Raw genomic sequence first — 25,942 nt, forward strand, 5'->3', positions numbered from 1 at the left:
AAAAGGAGCGATGTTGAACATCGCTCTTTTTTATGTATTTATGATTATTTCGTTGTCATCATACTTCCACCCTTAATCTGAACGGGTTGATCATTTATAGATACCCAAACATCTATGGCAGAATTGTTGCGGATAATCGTTTTGTCGGCACTTAATTTCAGTGAATACAGGGCAGTGACATAATCATAAATCTCAATATTAGTAGCGTACCAAATATCTGAATGTCCACCTGCTTGTTGGCAAAAAGTTTCGATTAACTCCCAATTGTTCTGCTGTGCGAACTCATAGCTATGGCCCCAAACATAACAGAGTCTTAGTTTCTGGGAGGGTCCTTCCATTGTGAATCGCTCCCAAACCTGATGCAGATCTTCAATATGGTGGCAGGTTGGATGCCATTCCATGAAATTAAGAGGCATATCAAACTGTTTGGTAGAGTGAACAGTGCGGCTGTATTCAATTCCAACGGACTGAAGTGGTGCAATTATCTCCTGAGAGTATGTACCGTAGGGGTAGGACATGCCTCGCACTGGATAATCCACCAGCTTTTCCAATCGTTTACGGTCTTCGAACAGCTCTTCAATTACCATCGGTAAAGGAAGACGCTCTAGATGTGGGTGAGTAACGGAATGGGCGGACACTTCATGATTCCTGAGCGAATGCTTAACATCAGCGGGCGATAAGAACCCAGGTGCATTGATCATTGCACTATTTAAATGGAAGGTCCCTTTGATTCCATATTGATCAAAAATACCAGCCAAGCGGATATCGTGTTTCTGGCCGTCATCATAGCTCATAGTGAGCGCCTTTGATAATCCGCCTGGGAATAAGTTGAATTGAAGTTTCATGAATTCACACTCCTATAATTTGGTGAGCTTGAAAGTACTTCTTCCAATTATAAACAATTAACGTTATAATCAGATTCCACGTTTGAAAAGGAAAGAGTTTTCAGTGAAAAATATACACTTAAGGAGAGATGCTATCTGCCTGACTTTCTCTACGTTGTAAAGCTACTCTATGTAAAAGACAAAAGAAACTCACTTTTATATTTTATCACTAACCTGCTGAGCCCACCAATTCTATTTGCAGAGCTGTTCATAACGAAATATGTGGTTGACCTCATTCAGAACTTCACGACTAACGCCTACCTACATATCTTACTATTGGTAAGTTCACTGATGTTAATTTTATATCTGGCTGGCATCAATGGTTCTCTTCGAGCCATTTCTGTAACCAATTTAACGGCAACCAGTATTTATGAACTGGAACATAGTATTTTGGCTAAGACCTCTAAATTATCGACGGCTTTATTGGAAGATCCCGCAACAAAAACGATTAGAGAAAAAGCAAAACGGCTTTCCCTGATCGATTTGTTAGATCAATGGACCGGGGTGACAATCCACTTTATAACATTGATCGCACTAATCGTAGTCCTATCCTGTTATGGCTTTTATATCCTGGCAATGTTCATTTTAGTAGTACAAATTCTGCAGCTTTACCTCATCAGATGGATGTCTCGGAAAGTAGAGGCCATTTCAGCGAATCAAACCTCCTCTGTACGAATGATTAATTATATCGTTGATTTGCTGGTTAGTAGAAATACCCTCCCGGAAGTAAGAATGTACGGAATGTCCTCCTACTTGGTTAGCACAATGAAAGAGCTCTTCAATGGAAATTTCAAACAAATGCACCGAAAAGTTATTTTATCTGAGACCTTAAGCTTCTCCCAAAGTATAATTATGATTTTATTAAACGGGCTTACGATTGCTATTTTAGCAATTACGCTTGGAGGTAGCGGGCAGAGCGCCGGACTTTTCGTATTATTACTTCAGATATCTAGTCAATTATTTATTGTCATTCCTGCACTAACAAGGATGTATTCTGATCTGACCAAAAGTCGCGTGCGCTTCAATGAGTATAGTGCGTATTTGGAACTTGAAGAGCAAGTTCAAAGAGATCCGGAAGATTCCATAAGGAATACCGATGCGATGCAGATCACAATTCAGCAGTTGAATTATCGTTATGCAACCAATGCACAGGACACGCTTAAAAATATAAACATGACCCTCAAACCTGGTGAACGAGTTGCTTTTGTAGGTGAGAATGGTTCAGGAAAATCCACGCTCATCAAGCTGATAGCAGGGTTATACCATCCAACAGCGGGAAACATCCAAAGGTTTAATGGAGAGCAGGAAGTTCTGGCTCATAACGTCACAAAGGGTGTGAGAGTTGTATTTCAGGATTTCACTAAATTACATAGACCAATTCGAGAAAACATAGCCATGGGGAATATTGCTGCCATGTATGACGATTCAAGATTATTAGCTGCGATGAGAAAAGCAGAAGCCGATTCTTATGGTGTTGCGTTGGACACTTTAGTAGGTCCACAGTTTGGGGGGATCGATCTGTCTGGTGGACAATGGCAAAGACTTGCGATTGCACGTGCTTACCTCAACAACGGCTCGCTTACGATTTTTGATGAACCTACTGCAGCCCTTGATCCTTACGCGGAACAGCAGGCGTTTGAAACCTTTATGAAATTAGGAGAGCAGCAGACCTCCATTATTGTGACACATCGGCTATATATGTCCAAATTTGTTGATAGAATTTTTCTGTTTGAGCATGGAGAAATCGTAGAAAATGGAACACATGAAGAATTAATGATATTGGATGGTAAGTACAGGGGAATGTTTAACCGCCAGTCCTCTTTATATGGCTGAGAAAGGAGAGATTCTGCTGAGAAGAGACCTTAAGAATATTTTAACGATACTGGCACGGATGATTGGAAAAAGTCCAGTAATCTCAACAATAACGATCATAGTTCCTATAATCAGTGGATTATTAACTTTTTACTCGTATTCTGTTCAAGTTCATATCATTAATGCAGTAGCTGCTGGTGCGATAACCTTTATTCCGATTCTATGGTTTGTTTTAATTCATGGAGTACAAGCCTGTTCATTGAGTATAACCAACATAATGAAAAGTCGAATGAATGCGGAACTAACTCTCGCTTTCCAATCCGAGCTGATAGATATTGCAAACCAAGTTGACTTTGAGGATTTTGATGATGAAGAGTTTGGGAACAAGCTGCAAAGAGCTAAAACAATAGTTGGAGAAGATTTAGAGGGAATTACTGGTTTTTTGGTGTCCAGTGTAGGAAATATCTCAGGACTTATAAGTATCATCTGGTTATCGGCTACAAGTGGATATTTTTTAGTCACACTGGTGGTGGGTTTAATGATCGTATCTACTTTATCTTTTCGAATGTTTACTGAGATTAAAGTTAGAAGAACAGGGCGAGAGCTTACTTTTGACGGAAGAATGGGGGATTATCTAGCTGTAACTTTGGAAGATCCTAATGCGATTAGGGAAATGCGAATCTATAACTCTATCTCCTATTTTACGGATCTCTGGGCAAAGCTTATGAAGAAGCAGCATGATAAAAGATATAGTGCGAGGAAATTCGAAATCAAAATAGGGATGATTGTGGCTATGGTTCAGACGAGTGCTATTTTTATCGTATTGGTCTATCTGTTAAGTAAAATGGGGGAGTCAAATACAGTTACTGTGGGGACAATCTCAGTATTATTTCTGGCTTTGTTAACTTGTGGTGGTAAAATCATGAGTTTGACTTGGCCGCTAAGCAAGCTTTACATCAGCAGCAGTAAATTATATGACTTAAATGAAGTGCTTACCTATAAAAATAGAGATTTCCGAAAAAATAATATCAATAACAGCTCTGAAGCTATGCTTCCTATTACCGTTTCAAATGTCTATTTTAAATACGCCAAATCCAGTAAGTCTGTTTTATCTAACATCAATATGGTCATAAAGCCCGGTGAGAAAATAGCCATCGTTGGAGAAAATGGAGCAGGAAAGTCTACCTTGATCAAATTGTTATTAGGGCAGTACACTGCTAGTTCTGGATCTATTTACTGGAAAGACAGTCCAGAACCTCAAGGTAAAGTATCCGTCGTGTACCAGCATTCTATTAAATTCGAAATGACACTAAGAGAAAACATCCTGTTGGGTGATGCCAAATCTTCGGCGGACGATGTGAAAATACTAAGTATTCTGGAAAAATGTGAGCTGATGGATTTGTTTTACGAATTAGGGGGACTAGATGTAAGGTTAGGTCAAATGCTTGAAGGAAGCAGGCAGCTATCAGGCGGACAGTGGCAAAAGCTGGCGATAGCGCGTGCGTTATATAATGATGCGGATCTTATAGTGTTTGACGAACCTACTTCTGCGATTGATCCGAATGCTGAGATGCAGATCTATACACAATTATTAGATATCTGCCAAGATAAAGCTGCCATCTTCATTTCACATAGACTGGGCTGGGCGAAAAATGTTGATACGATCTATGTTATTGATAATGGAAGTATAGCTGAAGTGGGGCAGCATCAAGACTTAATAAATAATAAAGGGATTTATGCAGATATGTACGTTTTACAATCATCTTGGTATAACTAAAAATGCTTAGCATAGTAGTTTTTACCTTAATTATATTCATGAGGTTTACTGAAAAAATCCACAGCAAATTTCCGGAAATGTATAGCTGCTTGCGATAAAAAGTGCTTTCTGCTCCATGCGATGCCAAAAGAGCGTTGACATAGTGGTTCTGTTATTTTTAATTGAACAATTTCTGTATTTTGACTTCTTCTGCCTAAGGAGAGAGGGAGGGTGAAGGTGATTCCTAGTCCCATTTCTACTAGGGTTTGAATGGCGCTTACTTCTTCAAGCTCGAACGTAATTTGAGGTTCAAATCCAGCTTGTCGGCAAAATTCATCTGAAATTTCACGGAAATTATATCTAGAAGATAAAGAAATGAAATTCTCACCTGCAGCTTCTATCAAAGAAATACTCTTTCGATTAGCAAAGCGATGATTCTTGGGCACAGTTAAACATAATTCTTCTTCTGCTAAGGTATGCCACTCGATATCTGGTCCGGTAACAGGTGTAGATGATATGCAAAAATCAATCGCTGCACTCTCTAAATCATTTCTCATTTCTAACGCAGAGCCGAGCTGGCGTTGGATGATCCGTACATGCGGATGAAGGGTAAGAAATTCTTTTAGTAAAGTGGGCAATACATACGGGAGTGTGGCCGCAATGGAAATTACACCATGTTCAAGTCCAGCCATATCTGTGAGCTCACGCTGTCCTTCTTCAAGTTCCATAAAAGCTTGCTCGACACGTTGCAGATAGGTTTTTCCGAATTCGTTCAATTTTATATTTCTGCCTTGTCGCTCGAATAAGGGAACACCTAAGTTTTTCTCTAAACGCTGTATGGAATTACTAAGGGAGGGCTGAGATACATTTAATTCTTTTGCGGCCTTAGTCATGTGTTCATGGCGTGCAACTGCCTGAAAATATTGAAGCTGAAGGAATTCCATAACAAAAACCTCACTTTACTTATAACTCTAATGTGATCTATCGATCATATAATATGTATTTTACTTAATTAATTTTCAGTCCTATACTATTGTAACATATAAAAAGTTATAGGTAGGATGGAGAGAGTCTGTTGTGATTAGAGAGAAAATATGGACCCGGAATTTTATTGTTGTTTGCTTAAGTAGTTTTTTTATGTTCCTGACCTTTTACATTTTGGCAACTGCATTCCCGTTATACGTAAAGGAAAGCTTACACGGGAATCAGCAGCAAATGGGGTTAGCGATTACTATCTATGTAATAGGGGGAGTATTGATCCGTCCTTTTTCGGGACAATGGGTCGATAAATTCGGCAAAAAGAAAATGGCGGTTATTGGGCTAACCATATTTCTAATCGCCTGTATTGGTTACTTCGGATCTAATGGAATTGTATTATTCCTGGTAATTCGTTTCCTTCACGGAATGAGTTATGCTGTTGCCTCGACAGCTACTAGTACAATAGCCTCGACGCTAATTCCTTATTCACGTCAAGGAGAAGGCATCGGTTATTTTAGCATGTTTATGAGCATTGCTATGGTCATTGGACCCGCATTGGGTCTTTTTCTCTGGAAAGATGAGAATATTAATGTACTACTGTTAGGCGTGTGTGTGATTGCCGCTCTCTCGCTGTTATTCACGTTAGGTGTTCGGATGCCAAAAGAAGATAAGGCTAACGTTATTGAAGCTGTTAAGAAACCTGCTAAGACGCGAAAAGGGCTTCGCTGGAGAGACGTAATCGAGCCGAAAGCCTTGCCGATATCACTTGTCGGATTTACGCTTGCTTTTTCCTACAGCTCCTTGTCTGGATTTATAGCTTCTTTTACGAAAGAAATTCATCAATCACAGCTTACTGGTTATTTTTTTGTGGCTTTTGCAATTATGATTGTATTGTTTCGCCCGGTTATAGGTAAAGTATTCGATAAATATAATGAGCATATTCTCATCTATCCCGGAATTCTAATCTTCGCCGTTGGATTGCTTAGTTTAAGTCAAGCTCGGTCTGGTTTGATGTTAATGATGTCTGGTGTCATTATGGGAATTGGATATGGTGCACTTATGCCATGTTTCCAGACTCTTGCGCTTAAATTAGCGGCTAAAGATCGTAGAGGTAGTGCGAATGGGACCTTTTTCTTGTTATTTGATTTGGGTTATGGAGCGGGCTCGTATTTCATGGGTTTAATTGCTTCTTATACGGATTACCGAATGATGTATGAGGTTGCGGGGGGAGTAACACTTCTTTCTCTTGCTGCGTACTATTTGCTTCATCATGTACCTCAGGCCAAAGCTAAGCTGCACATACAAAAATCAAATATAGACGTTGTATAAATAGATGGTCTTGGCTGTATGATATAATTATTAGAAAAAAATATGGGGAGAACTGTATGACTACAATCATTGATAAAATTGCATGGATTCATATTCAGAATGGACAAGTTTTGTGTGCGCGTTCCAAAGGGAAAGATACCTATTATTTGCCTGGAGGAAAAAGAGAAGCTGGAGAAACAGACGAGGAGACGCTCGTGCGCGAAATCGAGGAAGAGATCTCTGTTCGTATTAAACCAGAAACCATCTCCTATTTTGGAACCTTTGAAGCGGAAGCTCACGGTAAAGCTGAAGGCGTCATAGTTAAAATGACATGTTATATCGCGGATTTTGAAGGTACACTTAGTCCTGCGTCGGAAATTGAAGAGTTATCCTGGTTATCTTATAAGGATCGAAATCGTGTTTCAGTCGTTACACAGATCATTTTTGATCAATTGCATGAGCATAAATTACTTTCCTAATCCACAATTTAAAGTTCTGAAAGCCCGTTTTAAGCCTAAGAGATGGCTTGAGGCGGTCTTTTTTTTGAAAATATACGAAAGGCTTATAGGGGCAACAACATCGTTTATTTTGCTTTGGGACAGATGTCCTTTTTTAAAGGTCTGAATTGCTTTTTAATATGTAAGAGATCGAAGTTGAGGAGAGAGAGAAATGAGAGGAATTATATTTGCGTTTTTAGCGGGGGCTTGTATCACTCTGCAAGGAGTATCTAATGCTCGAATTAGTCAAGATATTGGGACTTGGCAAGCTGCGACAATTACACAGTTAACAGGATTTATCATGTCGTTACTAATCCTCTTATTTGTTAGAGATGGGAAATGGCAAGGAATAAAAGAAGTAAAACCATTATATCTAATTGGCGGATCTTTTGCCGCAGTCGTTATTTTCAGTGAAGTCACTGCCATTCAACAGATTGGCGTTACTTTTACTATATCGACATTGCTCATTGCACAGCTATGCCTGACCTTTTTAATTGATATTAAAGGCTGGTTTGGGATGGAAAAACGACAAATGAGACTCCCACAGTTTATTGGGATAGGGTTGATGATTGCGGGAGTAGTGATTTTGAAATTCTGAGAATACAATCAACAACTGGAGGAGTTACGTTATGATTTTAGGGTTAATATTAGCGCTTGTCGCGGGTTCATTCGTTAGTTTACAAAATATTTTTAATACGAAGGTTAATCAAAAGGTTGGATCTTGGGCCACAACGACGTTAGTATTAGGGTTGGGTTTTCTGGCTTCCTTTATCATGAGTCTTATCTTTGAAGGCGGCCGAATATTTACTTTGCGAAATATGGAGCCTTGGTACTGGATCAGCGGATTGATCGGGGTGGGTGTAGTAATCTGTCTCGTGCAAGGCACCAAACGTCTTGGGCCAACCTATGCGATCTCGATCGTATTAATCTCTCAGCTTGGGTTTGCTTTATTGTGGGATTCCCTCGGCTGGTTAGGGCTTGAAAAGGTTCCATTCACCTGGAAGCAGTTGGTCGGAGTACTCGTGATTGTTGGCGGTATTCTAGTGTTTAAGCTAGGTGGTGCCCGGGAGACTCAAAAGTCGGCTTAATTTATCCTCAGACTCATGTTTGTCAAAATAGAAGTGATGTCAGTCACACGAGAGTGAAAGCAAATCAATCTATACTTTGGGAAAGTAGTAACTCAATTATAAATAAGGAGCAGATCATCCAATGTTCATACAATTGAACTCTCTAACTACAGAAAAGTTAAATGAAAACCTTGGTGAACGACCAGGTTATTTTAAATTGTTCTTCGATACAGAGGGCTGTGGTTGTAATGGCGTGATCGTAATTCAGATTATTAGTGAACCCCATGCTACAGATATTGAAGTTCAGAAAGAGCCCTTTACTTTTTTTGTGGACCGTCAACAGGAATCTTTATTTGATGAACAGATGCGACTTGAAGCAGATGAGAATTACCCGTCATTCAGATTAAGTAGTGATTCGGGCCTGTTAGGAAGCAATATTCGAGTAAAAGATATTCGCTGAGTAGAGCACTGCTACACTAAAAACCAGAGCATTTGAGATCATCTCTCAATGCGCTGGTTTTTTAAATTTCGTTCCTATATATGGCACTTGCAATTCGGTTCTTACCCATTGGGTTTTTTCATAAAAGCTATATGGTCTATTTTGCTGTTCACCAGTGTAATTAACTGTTCTGCCATATAGCTCGCCGAATATTTGAAATTGACTTCAGCCCAGTGCATAATGACACCTACTGTAGCAGACATTTGGTAACTCAACATAATTTCATAATCCACAGGAGCAGCATCAGCTTCTATCTCAATTCGCATATCCTCACGCATGGATTCCCGTAAACGGTCGAACAGTTCAACAGTCATTTTCCCTCGTTCCACTGCGGATAAGGCTAAAAACTCCGCTTTATGCCCCTCAATATATTCGAACAGCTGCAGAATGGAAGGGAAGACCTCCGTTGCCTCAATACGTTCCAATCCCTCATAAGGGTCTAATAGCGCCTCACCTATACCCTGTAGAAATTCATCATGTATTTCCTTAAGCAAAGCCTCTTTACTCTCAAAATGTTTATAAAAAGTCCCTCGATTGTAATCCGCTCGATTAGTCACGTCCAAAATCGTAACTGAATCATAACTATTTTCCAATATTAGCTCAACGAATGCAGATTTCAGAGCTTGGCGTGTTCTTCTGGTTCTTCTGTCTTCATGTTCTTCCTGTATCAAAAAAACTACCTCCAGCTATGATCTTTTTATCGTTCATTTATAGTTCTTACTTTAAAAGTAACAAAAGATCAGCTAATGTTCAAGATTTAGACATAAGTAAACACGTAGAGCAAGTATGTTGGTTAGGCGACATTACTTAAAATTCTGATTATTGAACAGGTTAACTAATGGGGTGTACTCTAGTAATAGAGATAGGTTATCCCATCTCCTAAGACTATAATATATAGCCAATTCATAACAAAGGATGCGAACATACAATGAGTGAATCATATGTAAAAACTGCTGTAATTACTGGAGCTGCAGGTGGAATCGGTAAAGAGCTTACCCGTCGATTGTCTGATCGTAAACTGAATCTTGTACTTGTCGATCTGAATGAAGAAGCGATAAAAAATGTCATCCAAGATTTAGGCTTAAATGAATCTAACTCTTTAGCTGTAGCTGCGGATGTCTCTAATGAAGAAGACGTTCAGAATTATGTTAATAGAGCGGTAGAAAAATTTGGAACCATTGATTATTTTGCAAACAATGCCGGAATTGAAGGTCCGGCAGGTCAAATCGAAGAGCTTAACGTTAAAGCACTTGATCTTGTATATAACGTCAATGTACGTGGTGTATTTCTTGGACTACATTATGTAATTCCTGTGATGAAAAAACAAAAATCAGGTGCTATTCTGAACACTTCTTCTCTGGCAGGACTCATGGGTGCACCAGGTATGGCCCCTTACATTATGTCTAAGCATGCTGTAATTGGTCTGACTCGCGTAGCTGCAAATGAGCTTGCACCACTTGGTATTCGTGTAAATGCGGTACTCCCAGGAACGATCAATACACAAATGATGCGTAAAATTGAAAATAATTTTGGAAGCGCAGAAGAATACAAGGCAGCTAACGAAGCTGCAACACCTATGGGACGCTACGGAGAACCGCAAGAGGTTGCCGCTGTGATGAACTTCCTTCTGTCGGATGAGGCTTCATTCGTAACGGGTTCTCTATATACAGTCGACGGTGGTATGATAGGTCAATAATGCAAGCTGATTTCGATCATTAAGGATACTCCAAATAAAGGATTGGGCCTGTGCGTCAAGCATTGGGTCCAATTCTTTTTTATTTAGGATACCCGGATCGGATTTTATAATAAGCAATTTGCTGAATTATCTTATAGAATATACAAAGGGGATTTAATCTTTTTAAGTATTGATCAGTGATTTAGATAAATTGTTGGCGAGGAGTGTTCATATGCATGAATTATCTCAACAGGATTTTAATGAAGTGAAACCGTTACTTACAGGTGCTCCTATTCATCCTGAAATTCTCTCCATTATCGATGGAAATAATCCGGGCTGGATTTTTGTAGATCAACTTGTAACACCAAAAAGCGCGTTGGTATGGAGTAAGGGGATGCAAGGATTTTATATTATAGGCGATCACACCAATGAGTTATTTATTAAGAGCTTAGATAGTTATATATCCAGTCATATTGCACCGAGGATGAAAAAGCTTGGGCTGGAGTATTTTGAAGTCTCAGGTCAACACAATGAATGGAATCTGGCATTGATGTTTCCTTCTAGGAAGCTATATCCTTTTGAACAAATGGTGTTCAAGTTATTCCACAAGCCCGTTGAGTCCCTTAATAATGCGATTAGAATTATAAATCTTAAAATGCTGGACTGGGAGGACTTAGATCTAAAGAATATAGAATTTGTACATGATAATATTGATTTATTCTGGTCATCGAAAGAAGACTTTAGGGCAAAAGGCTATGGATATGCTGCTGTTGAGGGAACTGAGATTATGGGTGTATGTTATTCTAGTTTCGTTACGGAGGATACACATGCTATCGGAATTGAAACTCTCTCCAAGTATCGGAATAGAGGAGTGGGGACTCATTTAGCGGCCTTAGTAGCGGAGGATATACTTACAAATGGTTTTACACCTTACTGGGACTGTTCATTAGATAATGAAGCTTCCCAAAAGCTAGCTCTCCGTTTAGGATTTCAGCAAATTCATCAATATAAGTGTAGTGCTTTTTCAATATGACGGTTTCGCAAATTATTAGGTTAGGATGAACATTATGAGAATATTGCTCGTAGAGGACGATAGAACGATTGCTTCAGGACTTGAATATTCCTTGCAGCAGGATCATTTTGAAACTATTTTATGTTATGATGCAACCTCTGCTAGGAGGGTGTTGGCGGAGCGGTTATCTGAAGTAACACTTTGCATTTTTGATCTCTCTCTACCGGATGGCAGCGGATATGATCTGTGTAAGATCGTGAAGGAGCGGAGCGATATTCCGGTCATCTTTTTAACTGCGATTGATGACGAAGTTAATGTAGTGATGGGACTTGATATGGGAGCAGACGATTACATAACTAAGCCATTTCGGATTCGCGAGCTGTTATCACGCATTAAATCGGTGTTAAGGAGATATAACAAGCAGGCTCAAACTCCATCTAATTTTGAACTAGAGAATATACGGATTAATACGCTTGAAGGAAAAGTTTATAAGAACGGCGATGAAGTTCTGCTAACAGCATTAGAATATCGTCTGCTTCTGATATTTGCTAATCATGTGGGACAAGTCCTTTCCAGAAATCAGCTGTTAGAGCGGATTTGGGATGTCGCCGGAGAATTTGTAAATGATAATACATTGTCTGTGTATATTAAACGCTTAAGGGAAAAGTTAGAGGATAACCCGCAAGAACCCACACTGATCAAAACAGTACGCGGTTTAGGGTATAAGGTTGGTGATTAGATGTTACGAAACAGAGAATTTAGATGGTTATTACTAACGATGACTACGATCAGCCTTCTGGCGATTATAGGAACGGCATTTATTTCATCAGCAGCGATGGGGATCACGGCGGTAACTTCAGTTCTGCTTATAGGTTGTTGTTTATTATTTACCCGCTGGAGATACCGCGAAATTGAGAAGCTTTCAGGGTATCTACGTCAAATTAGCAGTGGTAATTATTCGCTCGATGTTCGTGATAATCAGGAAGGCGAGCTTAGTATCCTGAAAAATGATATTTATAAGGTGACGTTGATGTTATCGGAGCAGCGTTTGCTTTTGCAAGAGGATAAAATAAAGCTTACCAATGCGATCTCCGACATCTCCCATCAGCTCAAAACACCACTTACCTCCATGACCGTGATGGCAGATTTATTAAGCGATCCTGATCTGGACGTTGAGAAAAGAATAGAATTTACGCGGAAAATCAGCCTTCAGCTCGATCGGGTTGGCTGGCTGGTTTCTTCATTATTAAAGTTCTCAAAGATCGATGCCGGAACCATTCAATTTAAAAAAGATTCAATAAAAGTAAAGAAGCTTGTTCAGAAATCTATGGAGCCCATACTGATTCCAATGGATATTAAGGAGCAACGGATCCTAATCGAAGGTGAAGACGCTACCTCATTAATAGGCGATTACAATTGGACAACTGAGGCGATGATTAATATTCTGAAAAACTGTGTAGAGCATACACCTGCTGGGGGAGAGATTACGATTTCTTTTGCAGAAAACACGCTGTTCACGGAAATTGTCATTACTGATAATGGCAAAGGAATTCCTAAGGCAGAGATCCCCTATATTTTCAAACGATTCTACAAGGGTACAAATGCAAACGAAGACAGCGTTGGAATTGGACTTGCCTTGGCGCAAAGTATTATCACTGAACAAAACGGCACGATTGATGTGGTGAGTGAAGTAGGAAAGGGTACACAATTTCGGATCAAATTTTACAAGCAAGTGATTTAACACTTATGGCTTAGTGACTAGAATGTCACTTAAGAGTCACTGAAGAGTCATTGTAGACAGATATACTGATCTCATCAACAAATGGGGGTCTAACAATGGATATTTTAAAGATTGAACATCTGTCTAAAACATATGGTAAAGGCGAGACCGCAGTAAAGGCTCTGGATGATGTATCTTTTTCAATTAAAAAAGGTGAATTCGTAGCGATTATTGGACCATCCGGCTCAGGAAAATCAACGATTCTGCATTTATTAGGTGGGGTGGATAGACCGACAAGTGGTAAAGTATTTGTAGATAACACGGATATTTATGATTTGAATGAAACACAGCTGGCGATCTTTAGACGCAGACAAATTGGTCTTATTTATCAGTTCTATAATCTCATACCGGTGCTGACGGTTGAAGAGAATATCACACTTCCGTTGCTGCTCGATCAGCATAAAGTGGATAAGAAGCAATTTGCAGATACCGTGAAGGCGTTAAATTTGGAAAATCGTTTAAACCATCTGCCGAATCAGCTATCAGGCGGACAGCAGCAGCGGGTATCCATAGGCAGAGCATTAATTAGTAACCCTGCAATTATGCTGGCAGATGAGCCAACTGGTAATCTTGACAGCAAGAATAGCAGTGAAATTATTGAATTATTAAAAATGTTTAATAAAACGTATAATCAAACACTGATTGTGATTACTCACGATGAACGTATTGCCTTGCAAGCAGATCGGGTCATTACTATTGAAGATGGAAGGATCGCTAAAGATGAGGTGATTCGTCCGTGAATATCGTAAACAAATTAACTATAAGACATTTGAAACAGAATAAGCGAAGAACATTGGTAACTATCATTGGAGTTATCATTTCAGTAGCTATGGTAACGGCTGTGGCGACGTTAGGTTTTTCTTTTATGGAATTAATGAAGAAGCAAAGTATCTCTACAAATGGAGAATGGCATGTCCAATATAGAAATGTTACTAAAGCTCAGCTCAAAGCGATAGAAACAGATGATGCGACAAAAGCCCTAGTGATCTCCAACGATCGTGGCTACGCCCCTTTAGAGGGTGGGAAGAATGAGAATAAACCCTATTGGTATATCAAGGAATATAATGCAGCTGGTTTTAAACAATTTCCGATTGAACTGCTGGAAGGTAGACTCCCGAAGACAAACCACGAAGTAGTCATTTCTGAGGAGATTGCAAAGAATGCAAAAGTCTCTTACAAGATTGGTGAAACTTTAACGCTTGATGTGGGTGAACGTGTCACTAGCGATGATGAAAATAGTGGCCAACCCCTATCTCAGAATGAACGATTACGGACTGAAGAGGATACCTTGCTTGAAAAGATTATTCATAAAAAATCAATGAACTATACGATTGTGGGAGTGATAAAACGTCCTACTTGGGAACCAACATGGTCTCCGGGTTATACTGCCATAAGTTATGTGGATGAAAGCATGATTGGAGCAGCTGAAAAAACCACAGCGACGGTTGTATTAAAAAAGGTGGACAGCTCCATATACAAGCATGCAGAGGAATTGGCAAAAGAAAATAAGATCGAGTCGATCTCTTATAATAATAGTCTGCTCCGCTATTATGGTGTGACGAATAACGATGGCTTACGTAACACACTTCTTTTATTGTCAGTAATTATTATGGTTGTGATTATCATTGGTTCCGTTTCTTTAATCTATAATGCTTTTGCAATCTCTGTCTCGGAGCGTGCACGTCATTTAGGGATGCTCTCCAGTGTAGGGGCTACAAAGTGGCAAAAGCAGAATTCAGTGTTTTTTGAAGGAATGATTATCGGTTTAATTAGTATTCCAATTGGGATCATTTGCGGTATAGCAGGCATCGGGATCACTTTTATGTTTATCAATTCGATGATTAAAGATGTATTAGGGATAACTGAGAGATTAATGTTGATTGTTACACCTCTGTCTCTACTAACCGCTTGTTTAGTTTCAATACTGACAATTTTTATATCCACCTATCTTCCAGCCAGAAAGGCTTCAAAGATCTCGGCAATTGATGCGATCAGACAAACAACCGATGTTAAGCTCTCAGGTAAAGCGGTGAAAACATCCAAGTTCGTGCGCAGATTGTTTGGTATTGAAGCAGAAATTGGTTTGAAGAATTTAAAGAGAAATAAACGCAGGTACCAAGCAACCGTGTTCTCACTTGTCATTAGTATTGTTTTATTTTTATCTGTATCAGCGTTCACTTCTAATATGAGAAGATCGGTAGAACTCTCACAGGATGGTTTGAACTATGATATCCAAGTATATATGGGGACTGAGGACGCTCAAAAAGTGGACCGGTTGACGAACTCGATATCCAAATTACCTAATATAACGGAATATAATGTGACTAAGGAACTCAGTGTGAGTTCATGGATTGATGAGAAAAATATGGCAAAAGAATTGCAAGAGATTGTGCAGGCGGATAAGAGTGTTCTAAAGAACGGGAAATATCCTTACTATATTCAGATCTATGCACTAAATGAACAGAGTTTGAAAACCTATGCAGAAACGGTCGGTATAAATTATGAACAACTAACGAAGCTTGATCAGATGACTGCTATTGTGAATGATACGGTTACCTTTGAGGATGAGAAAGCTAAAAAAATTGTTGAGACTAAAGCTTTTCACTCTGAAGTCGGCCAAAAGCTTGAGCTTATTTATACGGATTGGGATACCAAAAAAGAGACGAATTTATCACCAGTAAAAATTGTCGCTCTAACTGATAAACGTCCAATGGGAGTACATTCAGCAATGGTTGGTGGAATAAACATCATCGTCTCTGAACAAGTCTTCGATAAACTAACAAATGATGCGATGAGCAAAGATATTCAAAGCCGGCTTAACTTGAACAGCACAAACCCATTAGCGACACAACAAGCCATAGAGGAAATGAAAGAGCGGAATATCTATGTTCAAAATGTGTATCAAAATAGACAAAATAGTGAGCAGATGATCATGTTAATGTCTATTTTCACCTATGGTTTTATTGCTTTGATTACTTTAATATCAATTGCGAATATTTTTAATACGATATCAACTAGCATATCTCTTCGTAAAAGAGAGTTTGCGATGCTGAAGTCTGTGGGCATGACGCCAAATGGTTTTAATAAAATGATTAATTACGAAAGTGTTTTTTATGGAATAAAGTCACTACTATATGGGCTTCCGATTAGTATAGTTATTATGTACTTGATCTATAGATCAATGATGAGCAGCTTCTCTTATGGATTCACACTTCCGTGGATGAGTATCTTGTGTGTCATATTGGCAGTGTTTATCATCGTTAGCGCAGCTATGTTATATTCAAGCTCAAAAGTGAAAAAAGAGAACATTATCGATGCATTGAAACAGGAAAATATATAACTATTAGCCCATCATTGCCGCGTTTAACGCGGCTTTTTTGTGTCATATCTGACACGTTGGTATGTAAATTCTTATAAATTCCTATGATATAATGTACACAATTGAATTGAACAGATTATAACCACGAGGTAGGTGTCAACGAATTGAGAACAGTTGTCGTGATTGGCGGGGGAATTACTGGATTGTCTACCGCTTACTATTTACAGAAATCTATAGAGCATAACAAGCTAGATGTAAAAATCATTTTGGTTGAAGCCAGCGATAGACTGGGCGGCAAAATCAGAACACTAAAACAAGAAGACTTCATTATGGAGTCTGGGGCAGATTCTATTGTCACTCGCAAAACGAATGTTGCACCTCTGATTGAAGAGTTGGGTATTCAAAATGAGGTTGTATATAACGCGACAGGAATATCCTTTATTTATACAGAAGGTAAACTGAAGCAAATTCCTAAAGATGCAGTCTTTGGCATTCCGCTCAGTATGGAGTCGCTTGCTACAACAGAACTGATCTCAGCTGAAGGAAAGGTTGAAGCACTCAAAGATTTCTACACTCCCAATAATAAGTTTACGAAAAACGATTCCGTGGGTGATTTTCTAGAAGCTTTTTTTGGAAAAGAACTTGTCGAGAAGCAAATTTCACCGGTTCTTTCAGGTGTATATTCCGGGAAGCTAAGCGAACTTACAATTGCCTCAACGCTGCCTTATTTGATTGATTATAAGAATGAATATGGCAGTATTATTCAAGGCTTATCCGCAAATAAAGCCAAATTTCAAGGGAATGGTGATAAGAAGTTCATGTCATTCAAGGGAGGTGTATCTGCCTTGATCGACTCTATGGAAGAACATCTTTCTAATTCGGAGATCATCAAAGGGATTCGTGCCGAAAGAATTGAGAAGCGTGGAGAGCAGTACCAGGTAACTTTGGCAGATGGACGAATCATAGACTCCGATGTTGTCGTACTTGGAACGATGCATTCTACTGCACAAGCGCTACTTCAAGACGAAAAACTAAATGAAGATTTCAATCAGTTATATAATAGTTCTATGATTAGTGTATATTTAGGATTTGATATCCCCGACAGTCAGCTGCCTGCGAATGGCACAGGGTTCATCACTGCCAACAGCGATGATGTTCTATGTAATGCGTGTACGTGGACAAGTCGCAAGTGGGAGCATACGTCAGGACAACAGCGTCTGCTTGTCAGACTCTTTTATAAAAGCTCAAACCCTCATTATGATTCGTTGATCAAGCTATCTGAAGAGGAACTATTGAAGGTGGCTTTGAAAGATATACAGACCAGTCTCGGGATAACAGGACAGCCAGCTACCTACGATGTGACCAAATGGCATGATGTAATGCCAAACTACCATAAACTTCATCATCAAATTGTAGTATCCTTAGAGAAGAAGATGACAGACAGGTATCCTAATGTTATCCTTGCTGGATGCTCCTATTATGGTGTAGGCATTCCAGATTGTATTGCGAATGGAGAAAAAACAGCAGAGCGTATTCTGAAACAAGTAATTACACATTAAAAAGGAGGGTGTACAATCGTGAGAAGATTAGCGATCAGCTCTATGCAAAGTCTAGACTTATAAACAACGGCGGTTGTTTGTATAGAGCGAAAAATTGATTTTACCGCTAGTGCAGTGTGCATGGGTTGTTTAAAGAATAGACTTTGCTACCTTCAAACTCATAAAAAGTTTAAGGAGCAGAGCGATTATGAAATATGTAAATGCAGATACGATTTTCCCAAAAGAATTATTAGAGGAAATTCAGAAATATATCAACGGGGGTATGGTTTATATCCCTAAGCCTGAAGAATCACATGTAAAATGGGGCGAAAAGTCAGGGAGCAGAAAATACTTAAGATCTAGAAACATCGAAATCTGTCTAAGGTTTGCTGTGGGTGCAACGGTTGACCAGCTTTCAGATGAATATTGCCTATCTAGGGATAGTATTAAGAAAATTGTTTATTCAAAAAAATAGCTTATCATCCAAAAAAACCACGTTAGAGGAAACTCTGACGTGGTTTTTGGAATTTAATTATAATTCATCCATCTTTTTATTTGCGGCATTAATAGCTGTACTAGAAACCTTTGTTTTGTTTAGTGCTTCTTTCATCATTGTCATTGCTTCTAATTGCAACATTAATCGCTTTTAAATAGATTTCATGTAATGCTATACGATTTGTTTATTCATATTCAAAGAGGCTTCAAATGCATCAATTATATACAGGAATCGTTCTGCTTCTCGGAATACATGATCCGCAAGCAATGGATGGATGATGCTCTTTATTCGGCATTCCTCAATAAGATCACGTGCCGTTTTCTTAAAGTCACGGAGAGATTTAACTGAGACTTTATTCTCGTCAAGTTGCTGACTGAGCAGGGGTTTGGTTTTCATTAATAATTGCGTCTGATAAAAGATCTAACCTACCCTGATTCAGTTCTTACAGTCGATTTCGAAAATAGTTGGCTTCCCTACTGACATGATCCACTAATAAGGGGAAGTTCGTTCCGCCTGGAAGCTTACATTGTAGAATTAGACCTAGTATTTTCCTTTTAAACGCCCAGATATGTGATGCTGCACTATGAACTTCCTCATTAAACTTCCATATTACTACTGGATCAGAATCCACAGTGAATCCGAGTGATTTATTCTCTATGGCTTCGAATGTGGCATAGAAATGGTTTGCTTCATTAATTAGTTGCGTGTCTTCACAACGAAACCCAAGGTTTAAGAAAAAAAGAGTGTTCTTTGATGATTCGTGACCAGAATCTTATTTCATCTAGAGGTCTCGAAACAAAAGGATCCGGCATATCTGAGTACACCCCCCATTTTCATACAATTATAATCTGCGTGAGGTTTGTACTATATCCGCAAAAGTTAAGACGAGTATATAGAAGTACAGTAGGTACGCTTAACTTAATTATCAAATATAAATGGTGACATTATATAAAAATTAATTCTAATCGAATATGGCATATAACTAGAGTGAGGTCCTAATTATACTGAGAAAAGAAGTAATTATTGAGAAGAAATTGTGGAGGTATGATGGAGATTAAGCTTGTTCCAGTAACCATAATATTTGAGTGATCTCCATAAATATATTCAGGAATTCGACAGAAGGTAAGGAGGGAACGACATGAATATCACAATAACCTTAACTGACAGTGCCTCGAAGTTTATTATTAACAACCTTTACCCACTATACTTACACGATCTATCAGAAATATGGGGGACGATTCCTAATCGATATGGGATATTCGAGGAGGACGAGACACAGTCACTGCAGGAACAGAATAAAGTCTTCGACATTTGGTGGGAGAAAGCTGGCATTTTGTATCCTTATTTAATAAAAGAAAATGATATTCCAGTAGGGTTTGCATTAGTTGCTACACCACCATACACACCGTCTGCTTGTGAATTCTATTTGAATGAATTTTTTATTCTACGGCCCTTCCGTGGTAAGGGGATCGCTGAATATGCGGCTAAGGAAGTCTTTAAGCTTCATTTGGGTAACTGGGAGCTGCAAACGAATCCCACGGATACAAATAGGAGAGCACAGCATTTTTGGAGGAAAACTTTAAAAGAATACACTGGTGATAGTTATTTAGAGGAATGCGGGAAGTCATATGATGATGAATTAAAGATGATTTTTACATTCAATAACCAAACAAAATTATCGAATCCATAAAAGGGGATTTCGAAGTTATGTTTAAGAATTCATTCCTAAAGGCAAAAGCTTATAAGTACAATTCACTGCAATATTTGGTGGCTTTAGTGCTTGGAATGGATTCTAACACAACCGAATAGGTTTAATAATAAAAGCCGATCTAACTATCGTAGTTAGATCGGCTTTTGTTGATCTTAGCTATTTGATGCGTTTAACTTGCAAATATATGCTTACCAATTTTTAAGTTTTGCGGACGTGACCAAATCCATGCACTAGTTGCTGTATCGGGATTGAAATAATAGATTGAATGGTTTGTCGGGTCCCAACCTCGAACAGCATCAAGAGCAGCTAAATAAGCTGTCTGATTTGGTGTAAGCCAATACTGGCCGTCAGATACGGCTGTGAAAGCTCCTTTTTGGAATACAACTTCTTTGATATTGTCAGGAAATTGACTAGATTGTATACGATTCATGACTACTGCACCCACTGCAACTTGTCCAACATAAGGCTCACCGCGAGACTCACTGTAGATAACTTTAGCCAAAATATCCATTTCATTAATATTAAGCGTGTGTTTTTTTAAAATATTCCAAGTTTTTGTCCCCGAAATCCCATCAGCGCTTATGCCATAGGCCTTTTGAAATTTAGCAACCGCTGCTTTCGTCTGTGATCCGTATACCCCATCTAAGGGCTCAGTATAGAAATCAAGGGTTTTTAATCTATATTGTAGATCCCATACATCTCCTGAAGAACTTCCTATGGTTAATACCGGAGCTGCATTAGCAGAACCGATCATCGTAGCCATGCTCACCAGACCCAAAAGAAGCAACAAAGTGAATATTTTAGTCTTCATTATAGCAGCCTCCTTTCAGAAAACATTATAAATATAGTTTAAGCATTGAGACAATACTCATTTAATGGAAAATAAATTACTGTTTTACAAACTGTGAATCCTTAGTTCCGTTTGTGATTTTCTGAAATGGGTAAAATAATACTTATAGGCAGATAAAATTTCGGAGGTCTTTTATATGAAAAAGCAATTATTTCTACTAGTCGTCGCAGCTGCTTTCAGCTTAAGTGCTTGTAGTAATGACAATAGCTATGGCAATCAGATGTCTTCTAACGATACACAAATGGAACATAACTCACATTCAAGTTCAGGTGAAGTTCCAAAAGATCTGAGGGTAGCGGAGAATCCTACTTACAAAGAAGGAAGTGAAGCTGTGATCCAAACTGACCATATGGAAGGGATGAAGGGAGCCATTGCGACAATTGTGGGAGCTTATGAGACGACAGCATATAATGTTTCCTATAGACCTACTACAGGAGGTCAGCCGGTCACAAATCATAAGTGGATTATTCATGAAGAAATAAAAGAAGCAGAGGATATATCCTATCAACCAGGCTCAGAGGTCATTATGGAATCTGATCATATGAAGGATATGAAGGGTGCAACGGCTCAGATTAACTCAGCAGAAAAAACCACTGTCTATATGATTAATTACAAACCTACTACGGGTGGAGATGAAGTGAAAAATCATAAGTGGGTAACAGAAGATGAGCTTTCACCTGTAAAATAATAGATCAACACAAAAACTGCAACTTACTCAGTTACGCATGAGTACGTTGCAGTTTTTGTTGTTTTATAGTCAGCTTCAAAAATAATTTGCGGTTAGGCTTTATCCACTGCAAGTTTTGAAGATTTCATGTTTGACAGGTCCTGTTCAGCTTCTTCAGGAACTGGCATTTGGTTAGAAGTACGAAGTGGAAGCTCCTTCAGGAAGAAGACAAGCACGAAAGCTACAACAAGCACAATGGTCCCGGTTAAGAACACGGATGACAATGTCTGTCCTAAAGCATCACGGATACCCTCAATCATTTGTAAGAAGACAGGCTGTACATCGGCTGGCAGACTAGCTTGAGTCTGTTCAAGCAATGGTTTGTTCATTAATGCCTGTGGATTAGCGAAGGAGAGCATTTGCTCAGCAAGTTTTGGATCTATCTGTGTGAAATCCGGCGCTGATGACGATTGCAGAGCTTCCTTCAAGTTTTTGGTAAGACTATTGGACATAACGGTACCCATGACTGCGATACCGATCGTACCGCCTAAATTACGGAATAATTGTGAGGAGGCCGTTACTACACCTAGTTCTGTGTGTGAAACCGCATTTTGAGTAGCTAGTGAGAATACTGGCATCCCCAATCCTAACCCAAGACCAAACACAATCATACTTAGGACAGCCATCGGTACATTATTCATAAATACCATAATTGTCATACCAGCAATCATAATGGGTATTCCAATTAATGCGTAACGTTTATACTTTCCTTTTTTTGCCATCTTTTGTCCGGTAAGGGCACTGGCTACAACCATAACGATCGACATTGGCATAGTAACATACCCTGCATATGTCGCGGAGATCCCCAGAACACCTTGTACGAAGAAGGAAAGATAGATCATAGCTCCCATCATACCGAAGTTCATAATAAAACCAATAATATTAGATATGGTAACTACACTATTCTTAAATAGATGAAGCGGAAGGATTGGATTTTTAGCTTTGGATTCGACAAAAATAAAGAGAAGTGCCGAAACGACAGTTCCCGCCAACAGGCCGAGAATTTGCGAAGAACCCCAATCATATTCTGTACCTGCCCAGGTGAAGGCAAGCAGTAGAGGCACGATGGTGGTTGTCATTAGCAAGGAACCTAAATAGTCGATGCTGGTTGACTCCCCGCGTTTGCCTTTAGGAAATAAGGTAAGAATCATCACGAAGGCTACTACACCTAGCGGTAGGAAGATCCAGAACAGCCAATGCCAATCCATATTGTCAATCAAAAAGCCTCCTAGCGTTGGTCCAAGCACACTGGAGAAGCCGAATACTGCCATCATCAACCCCATCCATTTACCACGTTCACGCGGAGGGAATAAGTCGCCTACGGCAGTAAATGCGGTGGATTGAATAATACCTGCACCTACCCCTTGAATCCCACGGTAAATGATAAATTGATAAACATCGGAAGATGTTCCTGTCAGAAAAGCCCCAACCATAAATAATAGAATACCTGCTAATAGAAAGGGTTTACGTCCGAACATATCAGATAACTTACCGACAAGAACGGTTGCTATTGTTGATGTTAATAAATAAATGTTAATAGTCCAAGTATAGTAATCCATGCCATCAAGAATTGCGATTATACGCGGCATAGCAGTACTTGTAATTGTCTGATTAATCGCTGCGAACAGCATTGCAGCCATAATAGCTATCATAATACTAAGTTTTCGTTTGCTGGATAAATGTTCCATTCGATTGTTTCCCCGCCACTTTTTAAATTTTATCTCTTGTCTAAATCAGAAATTATAACTGCGAAAATTCTTCTTAAATGCTCAATATCTTCATCGGGCAGTATCTTAAAGTAAGATTCCATAAGTTCTTGATGGCGTTCCTGCACCTCTTTAATCGTTGCTTCTCCTTTCTGCGTAATGGTGATGTGTACCACCCTTCGATCATCCTTGGCGCGTTCCTTATTTACGTAATCTTCAGCGATTAATTGGTCTGTTACGCCTGTAATTGCTGCTGAGGTAATACCAAGAGCTGCAGCAATCTGTGATACGTTTTGTGGACCGTTCTTAGATAAAGTCCTGAGGGTCTTGAACTGTGTAATATTTAGGGGGTAGTCTTGTTTGTTCCAATCTTGAGAGATTCCTTTTAAAAAGGATTTGAACATAGTAGAAATCTGAAGAAAATCTTCATTATTAGCCAAATCACGCCTCCTAAAGTTATGAAATAGGGCGGAATAAGTAATTCCATTAAATTTTAGATAACAACTAAATGATTAACTACTTAATTATTAAAGCGTGAAACAATATATCATCCTTTTTTATATCTCGTCAAGAAAAGGTTTGTTTTTTCGAATGAAATAGAGTGGGTTGATAATATATATAGGGAAAGGATCGGGGGAGTTTATATTGAGAGAATGGGTTAAGCATCAAGATCCAAACAATAAGTACGGTGCAAAGTTCACTTTAGGCGATAGAGATGTAGAGTTACCCCAAACGGCGATTATCTCAGTAACACGAGGAGAAAATTTCAATATATTCAGAATTATGATTAATGGAACTATTAATAATTTCGTTAAGAAGCAACTTCAGAAAAATGAAAATCTCCTATATGCCGAGCTCTCTGGACAACTTCAGGGAGGTGTCGGGCAGACTATAACGGTGTGGAAAAAAGGAAGCTCCATGAATAATTTCAGGAAAAAAGGTGCACATAAATTTGCTATGAGATTTTTTTCATGGGTTTTTTATGGCGGGAAAGTACAGGCTTACTTTTTAACATGGAAAATCTCAAACTCAATTCCTGAAGATAATGAAATTAAAGAAATAGTGAAAAAATATGGGAAACATTATGACGGTGGGAAATTATTAAAATCTGCGCAACAACCTCCCCTGATATAAATAGTAACCCTCGACTTAGGATGTGGGGTTATTCATCTGTTGTTGAAGTTCGTTCCTGAGCTAATGAATTATTTGTTATACTGTGTATAGTTATCGTTATTATCATTTCATTAAAAAAGGAGCATTTATTTGAATCTAGCAACTCCTGTAACACCTATTCAACTTATGCAAGTACTTCTAAACGTTTCTGTGATTCGCCCTGTTTTTATCTGGGGGGCGCCTGGTATTGGGAAATCTTCGCTAGTAGAAGCTTTTGCTGATCAGGTGGGTCTTCCTTGTGTGTCTCTATTAGGTTCTCAATTAGCACCTGAAGACATCATTGGAGTCCCGCAAATCGTTAACGGTAAGAGCCAATTCTGTCCTCCAAAAATGATTGCTCGGGATGAACCTTATTGTTTGTTCCTGGACGAGCTTAATGCCTGTTCTCAAGAAGTGCAAAAAGCTTTTTATAGTCTCATCCACGAACGCCGCATAGGCGATTATCACCTACCTGAGGGCTCTATAGTAATAGGAGCTGGTAACCGTGCACAAGATAGTGCAATTGTTAAACCTATGTCATCCGCGCTTATCAATCGGATGTTCCATATACAGTTAAATGTATCGTTTCAAAATTGGATCTCTTGGGCATATGAGCATAGCATTCATCCTATGGTTATTGAATATCTGGAATTGCGTCCCGATCATTTGTGGAGTGCACCTCCAAAGACTGAAGAGCCTTTCTCCACGCCACGCTCTTGGCATATGCTTAGTGATGCACTACATGAGTTTGGCGATGATATAAATGCGGATACCGTGGGGATTTTAGCGAATGGTTCACTGACACCTGCTCACGCCACACAATTCAGGGCTTTTTATAAAAATCTAACTGGAAAATATGAACTTAATCAAATTATAGATGGTAAATCCTCATTTCCAACGGCTCCAGAAGATCGGGATCTCCTGTATTTCCTGGCGCAATCCTTGCGTGCCCAGATTATCAAAGAACTCCCTCCGATTAAAGATAACGTACGAGATGGACATCGCCAATTTGCACACACTGTTAAAAAGCTGATTAAAGACCTGTCCGTCATTAGCTTTGAAATTGCACAGCTAGTAGTTGCTAAGCAGGAGCAAAGTGATAATATTCCAGATTGGTTAATGGTTGAAATTGTACGTGATTTACCACGTCTTGCAATAAAAGAGCGGGGGTAAAT

The 25,942-nt window shown here is 39.0% G+C and carries 25 protein-coding genes and 1 pseudogene; 19 read left to right on the top strand and 7 right to left on the bottom strand.

Features of this window, described 5'->3' with window-relative positions:
- Positions 1-44: 44 nt before the first annotated feature.
- Positions 45-845 carry a polysaccharide deacetylase family protein gene (locus MHB56_RS28345; RefSeq protein WP_076125834.1) on the bottom strand — a complete coding sequence of 267 codons (801 nt, stop codon included), beginning with the start codon at positions 843-845 and terminating at the stop codon, positions 45-47.
- Positions 846-1,175: 330 nt separating this feature from the next.
- Between MHB56_RS28345 and MHB56_RS28350 the strand changes: the two genes are divergently transcribed.
- Both MHB56_RS28350 and MHB56_RS28355 read left to right on the top strand, forming a co-directional pair.
- The gene (locus MHB56_RS28350) at positions 1,176-2,717 is read left to right on the top strand and encodes an ABC transporter ATP-binding protein (RefSeq protein ID WP_341144281.1); all 1,542 of its coding nucleotides are present in this window, start codon (positions 1,176-1,178) and stop codon (positions 2,715-2,717) included.
- Entirely contained in the window at positions 2,710-4,473 is a 1,764-nt protein-coding gene (locus MHB56_RS28355) for an ABC transporter ATP-binding protein (protein ID WP_341144282.1), read from the top strand. Before MHB56_RS28350 ends, MHB56_RS28355 begins: the two co-directional genes overlap by 8 nt.
- A gap of 26 nt (positions 4,474-4,499) precedes the next feature.
- Here the strand turns inward: MHB56_RS28355 and MHB56_RS28360 are convergent, their stop codons facing one another.
- Complete coding sequence (locus tag MHB56_RS28360) at positions 4,500-5,396, bottom strand: LysR family transcriptional regulator (protein ID WP_076125828.1); 897 nt, start codon at positions 5,394-5,396, stop codon at positions 4,500-4,502.
- A 133-nt stretch (positions 5,397-5,529) separates the two neighbouring features.
- Here MHB56_RS28360 and MHB56_RS28365 point away from each other — a divergent pair, with 133 nt between their 5' ends.
- The 5 genes from MHB56_RS28365 to MHB56_RS28385 all read left to right on the top strand — a co-directional run bounded on the left by MHB56_RS28365 (position 5,530) and on the right by MHB56_RS28385 (position 8,762).
- Positions 5,530-6,759, top strand: coding sequence for an MFS transporter (locus MHB56_RS28365; RefSeq protein WP_076125825.1), 1,230 nt, complete (start codon positions 5,530-5,532; stop codon positions 6,757-6,759).
- A gap of 56 nt (positions 6,760-6,815) precedes the next feature.
- Positions 6,816-7,217, top strand: a complete 402-nt coding sequence (locus MHB56_RS28370) for an NUDIX hydrolase (RefSeq protein WP_076125824.1) — start codon at positions 6,816-6,818, stop codon at positions 7,215-7,217.
- A gap of 190 nt (positions 7,218-7,407) precedes the next feature.
- Entirely contained in the window at positions 7,408-7,833 is a 426-nt protein-coding gene (locus tag MHB56_RS28375; RefSeq protein ID WP_076280686.1) for a DMT family transporter, read from the top strand.
- A 31-nt stretch (positions 7,834-7,864) separates the two neighbouring features.
- Complete coding sequence (locus tag MHB56_RS28380; RefSeq protein WP_076125820.1) at positions 7,865-8,323, top strand: DMT family transporter; 459 nt, start codon at positions 7,865-7,867, stop codon at positions 8,321-8,323.
- Between the two features lie 121 nt (positions 8,324-8,444).
- The gene (locus MHB56_RS28385; protein WP_076125818.1) at positions 8,445-8,762 is read left to right on the top strand and encodes an iron-sulfur cluster biosynthesis family protein; all 318 of its coding nucleotides are present in this window, start codon (positions 8,445-8,447) and stop codon (positions 8,760-8,762) included.
- A 101-nt stretch (positions 8,763-8,863) separates the two neighbouring features.
- Here MHB56_RS28385 and MHB56_RS28390 read toward each other — a convergent pair whose 3' ends face one another.
- The gene (locus MHB56_RS28390; protein WP_076184524.1) at positions 8,864-9,472 is read right to left on the bottom strand and encodes a TetR/AcrR family transcriptional regulator; all 609 of its coding nucleotides are present in this window, start codon (positions 9,470-9,472) and stop codon (positions 8,864-8,866) included.
- 257 nt (positions 9,473-9,729) lie between these two features.
- On the opposite strand from MHB56_RS28390, the gene MHB56_RS28395 reads away from it, so the two are divergent.
- The 8 genes from MHB56_RS28395 (at position 9,730) to MHB56_RS28430 (ending at position 18,600) form a co-directional block, all read left to right on the top strand.
- The gene (locus MHB56_RS28395) at positions 9,730-10,497 is read left to right on the top strand and encodes an SDR family NAD(P)-dependent oxidoreductase (protein ID WP_341144283.1); all 768 of its coding nucleotides are present in this window, start codon (positions 9,730-9,732) and stop codon (positions 10,495-10,497) included.
- Positions 10,498-10,708: 211 nt separating this feature from the next.
- Positions 10,709-11,509, top strand: a complete 801-nt coding sequence (locus MHB56_RS28400) for a GNAT family N-acetyltransferase (RefSeq protein WP_341144284.1) — start codon at positions 10,709-10,711, stop codon at positions 11,507-11,509.
- A gap of 34 nt (positions 11,510-11,543) precedes the next feature.
- Positions 11,544-12,227 (top strand): response regulator transcription factor, encoded by a 684-nt coding sequence (locus MHB56_RS28405; RefSeq protein ID WP_076125811.1) that lies wholly within the window; start codon positions 11,544-11,546, stop codon positions 12,225-12,227.
- Positions 12,228-13,229 (top strand): sensor histidine kinase, encoded by a 1,002-nt coding sequence (locus tag MHB56_RS28410; RefSeq protein ID WP_076302033.1) that lies wholly within the window; start codon positions 12,228-12,230, stop codon positions 13,227-13,229.
- Between the two features lie 95 nt (positions 13,230-13,324).
- Positions 13,325-14,008 (top strand): ABC transporter ATP-binding protein, encoded by a 684-nt coding sequence (locus tag MHB56_RS28415; RefSeq protein WP_076125806.1) that lies wholly within the window; start codon positions 13,325-13,327, stop codon positions 14,006-14,008.
- The gene (locus MHB56_RS28420) at positions 14,005-16,608 is read left to right on the top strand and encodes an ABC transporter permease (RefSeq protein WP_076305503.1); all 2,604 of its coding nucleotides are present in this window, start codon (positions 14,005-14,007) and stop codon (positions 16,606-16,608) included. The genes MHB56_RS28415 and MHB56_RS28420 overlap by 4 nt, the downstream gene beginning before the upstream one ends.
- Before the next feature lie 143 nt (positions 16,609-16,751).
- Positions 16,752-18,146: a protoporphyrinogen oxidase gene (locus tag MHB56_RS28425; RefSeq protein WP_076190419.1), complete on the top strand. Its 1,395-nt coding sequence runs from the start codon at positions 16,752-16,754 to the stop codon at positions 18,144-18,146.
- 187 nt (positions 18,147-18,333) lie between these two features.
- Positions 18,334-18,600 carry a CD3324 family protein gene (locus MHB56_RS28430; protein ID WP_038570858.1) on the top strand — a complete coding sequence of 89 codons (267 nt, stop codon included), beginning with the start codon at positions 18,334-18,336 and terminating at the stop codon, positions 18,598-18,600.
- Positions 18,601-18,792: 192 nt separating this feature from the next.
- Here MHB56_RS28430 and MHB56_RS28435 read toward each other — a convergent pair.
- A pseudogene (locus MHB56_RS28435) lies at positions 18,793-19,433 on the bottom strand (DUF2935 domain-containing protein).
- 326 nt (positions 19,434-19,759) lie between these two features.
- Here MHB56_RS28435 and MHB56_RS28440 point away from each other — a divergent pair.
- Positions 19,760-20,311 (top strand): GNAT family N-acetyltransferase, encoded by a 552-nt coding sequence (locus tag MHB56_RS28440; RefSeq protein WP_076184532.1) that lies wholly within the window; start codon positions 19,760-19,762, stop codon positions 20,309-20,311.
- Positions 20,312-20,501: 190 nt separating this feature from the next.
- Here the strand turns inward: MHB56_RS28440 and sleB are convergent, their stop codons facing one another.
- Entirely contained in the window at positions 20,502-21,143 is a 642-nt protein-coding gene (sleB, locus tag MHB56_RS28445; RefSeq protein WP_076184533.1) for a spore cortex-lytic enzyme, read from the bottom strand.
- 175 nt (positions 21,144-21,318) lie between these two features.
- Between sleB and MHB56_RS28450 the strand changes: the two genes are divergently transcribed.
- On the top strand, positions 21,319-21,870 hold the full coding sequence (locus tag MHB56_RS28450) for a YdhK family protein (RefSeq protein WP_076184534.1): 552 nt from the start codon (positions 21,319-21,321) through the stop codon (positions 21,868-21,870).
- A gap of 92 nt (positions 21,871-21,962) precedes the next feature.
- Here MHB56_RS28450 and MHB56_RS28455 read toward each other — a convergent pair whose 3' ends face one another.
- Positions 21,963-23,597 carry an MDR family MFS transporter gene (locus MHB56_RS28455; RefSeq protein WP_076276465.1) on the bottom strand — a complete coding sequence of 545 codons (1,635 nt, stop codon included), beginning with the start codon at positions 23,595-23,597 and terminating at the stop codon, positions 21,963-21,965.
- A 29-nt stretch (positions 23,598-23,626) separates the two neighbouring features.
- Positions 23,627-24,055: a MarR family winged helix-turn-helix transcriptional regulator gene (locus tag MHB56_RS28460; protein ID WP_036678010.1), complete on the bottom strand. Its 429-nt coding sequence runs from the start codon at positions 24,053-24,055 to the stop codon at positions 23,627-23,629.
- A gap of 205 nt (positions 24,056-24,260) precedes the next feature.
- Between MHB56_RS28460 and MHB56_RS28465 the strand changes: the two genes are divergently transcribed.
- Both MHB56_RS28465 and MHB56_RS28470 read left to right on the top strand, forming a co-directional pair.
- On the top strand, positions 24,261-24,749 hold the full coding sequence (locus MHB56_RS28465; protein WP_076184536.1) for a hypothetical protein: 489 nt from the start codon (positions 24,261-24,263) through the stop codon (positions 24,747-24,749).
- Positions 24,750-24,878: 129 nt separating this feature from the next.
- Positions 24,879-25,940, top strand: coding sequence for an AAA family ATPase (locus tag MHB56_RS28470; protein ID WP_076125793.1), 1,062 nt, complete (start codon positions 24,879-24,881; stop codon positions 25,938-25,940).
- The last annotated feature ends 2 nt before the right edge of the window (positions 25,941-25,942 follow it).

Origin of the sequence: Paenibacillus sp. FSL H8-0315 (assembly GCF_038005365.1) — a bacterium.
GTDB classification, from domain to species: Bacteria; Bacillota; Bacilli; order Paenibacillales; family Paenibacillaceae; genus Paenibacillus_AQ; species Paenibacillus_AQ odorifer.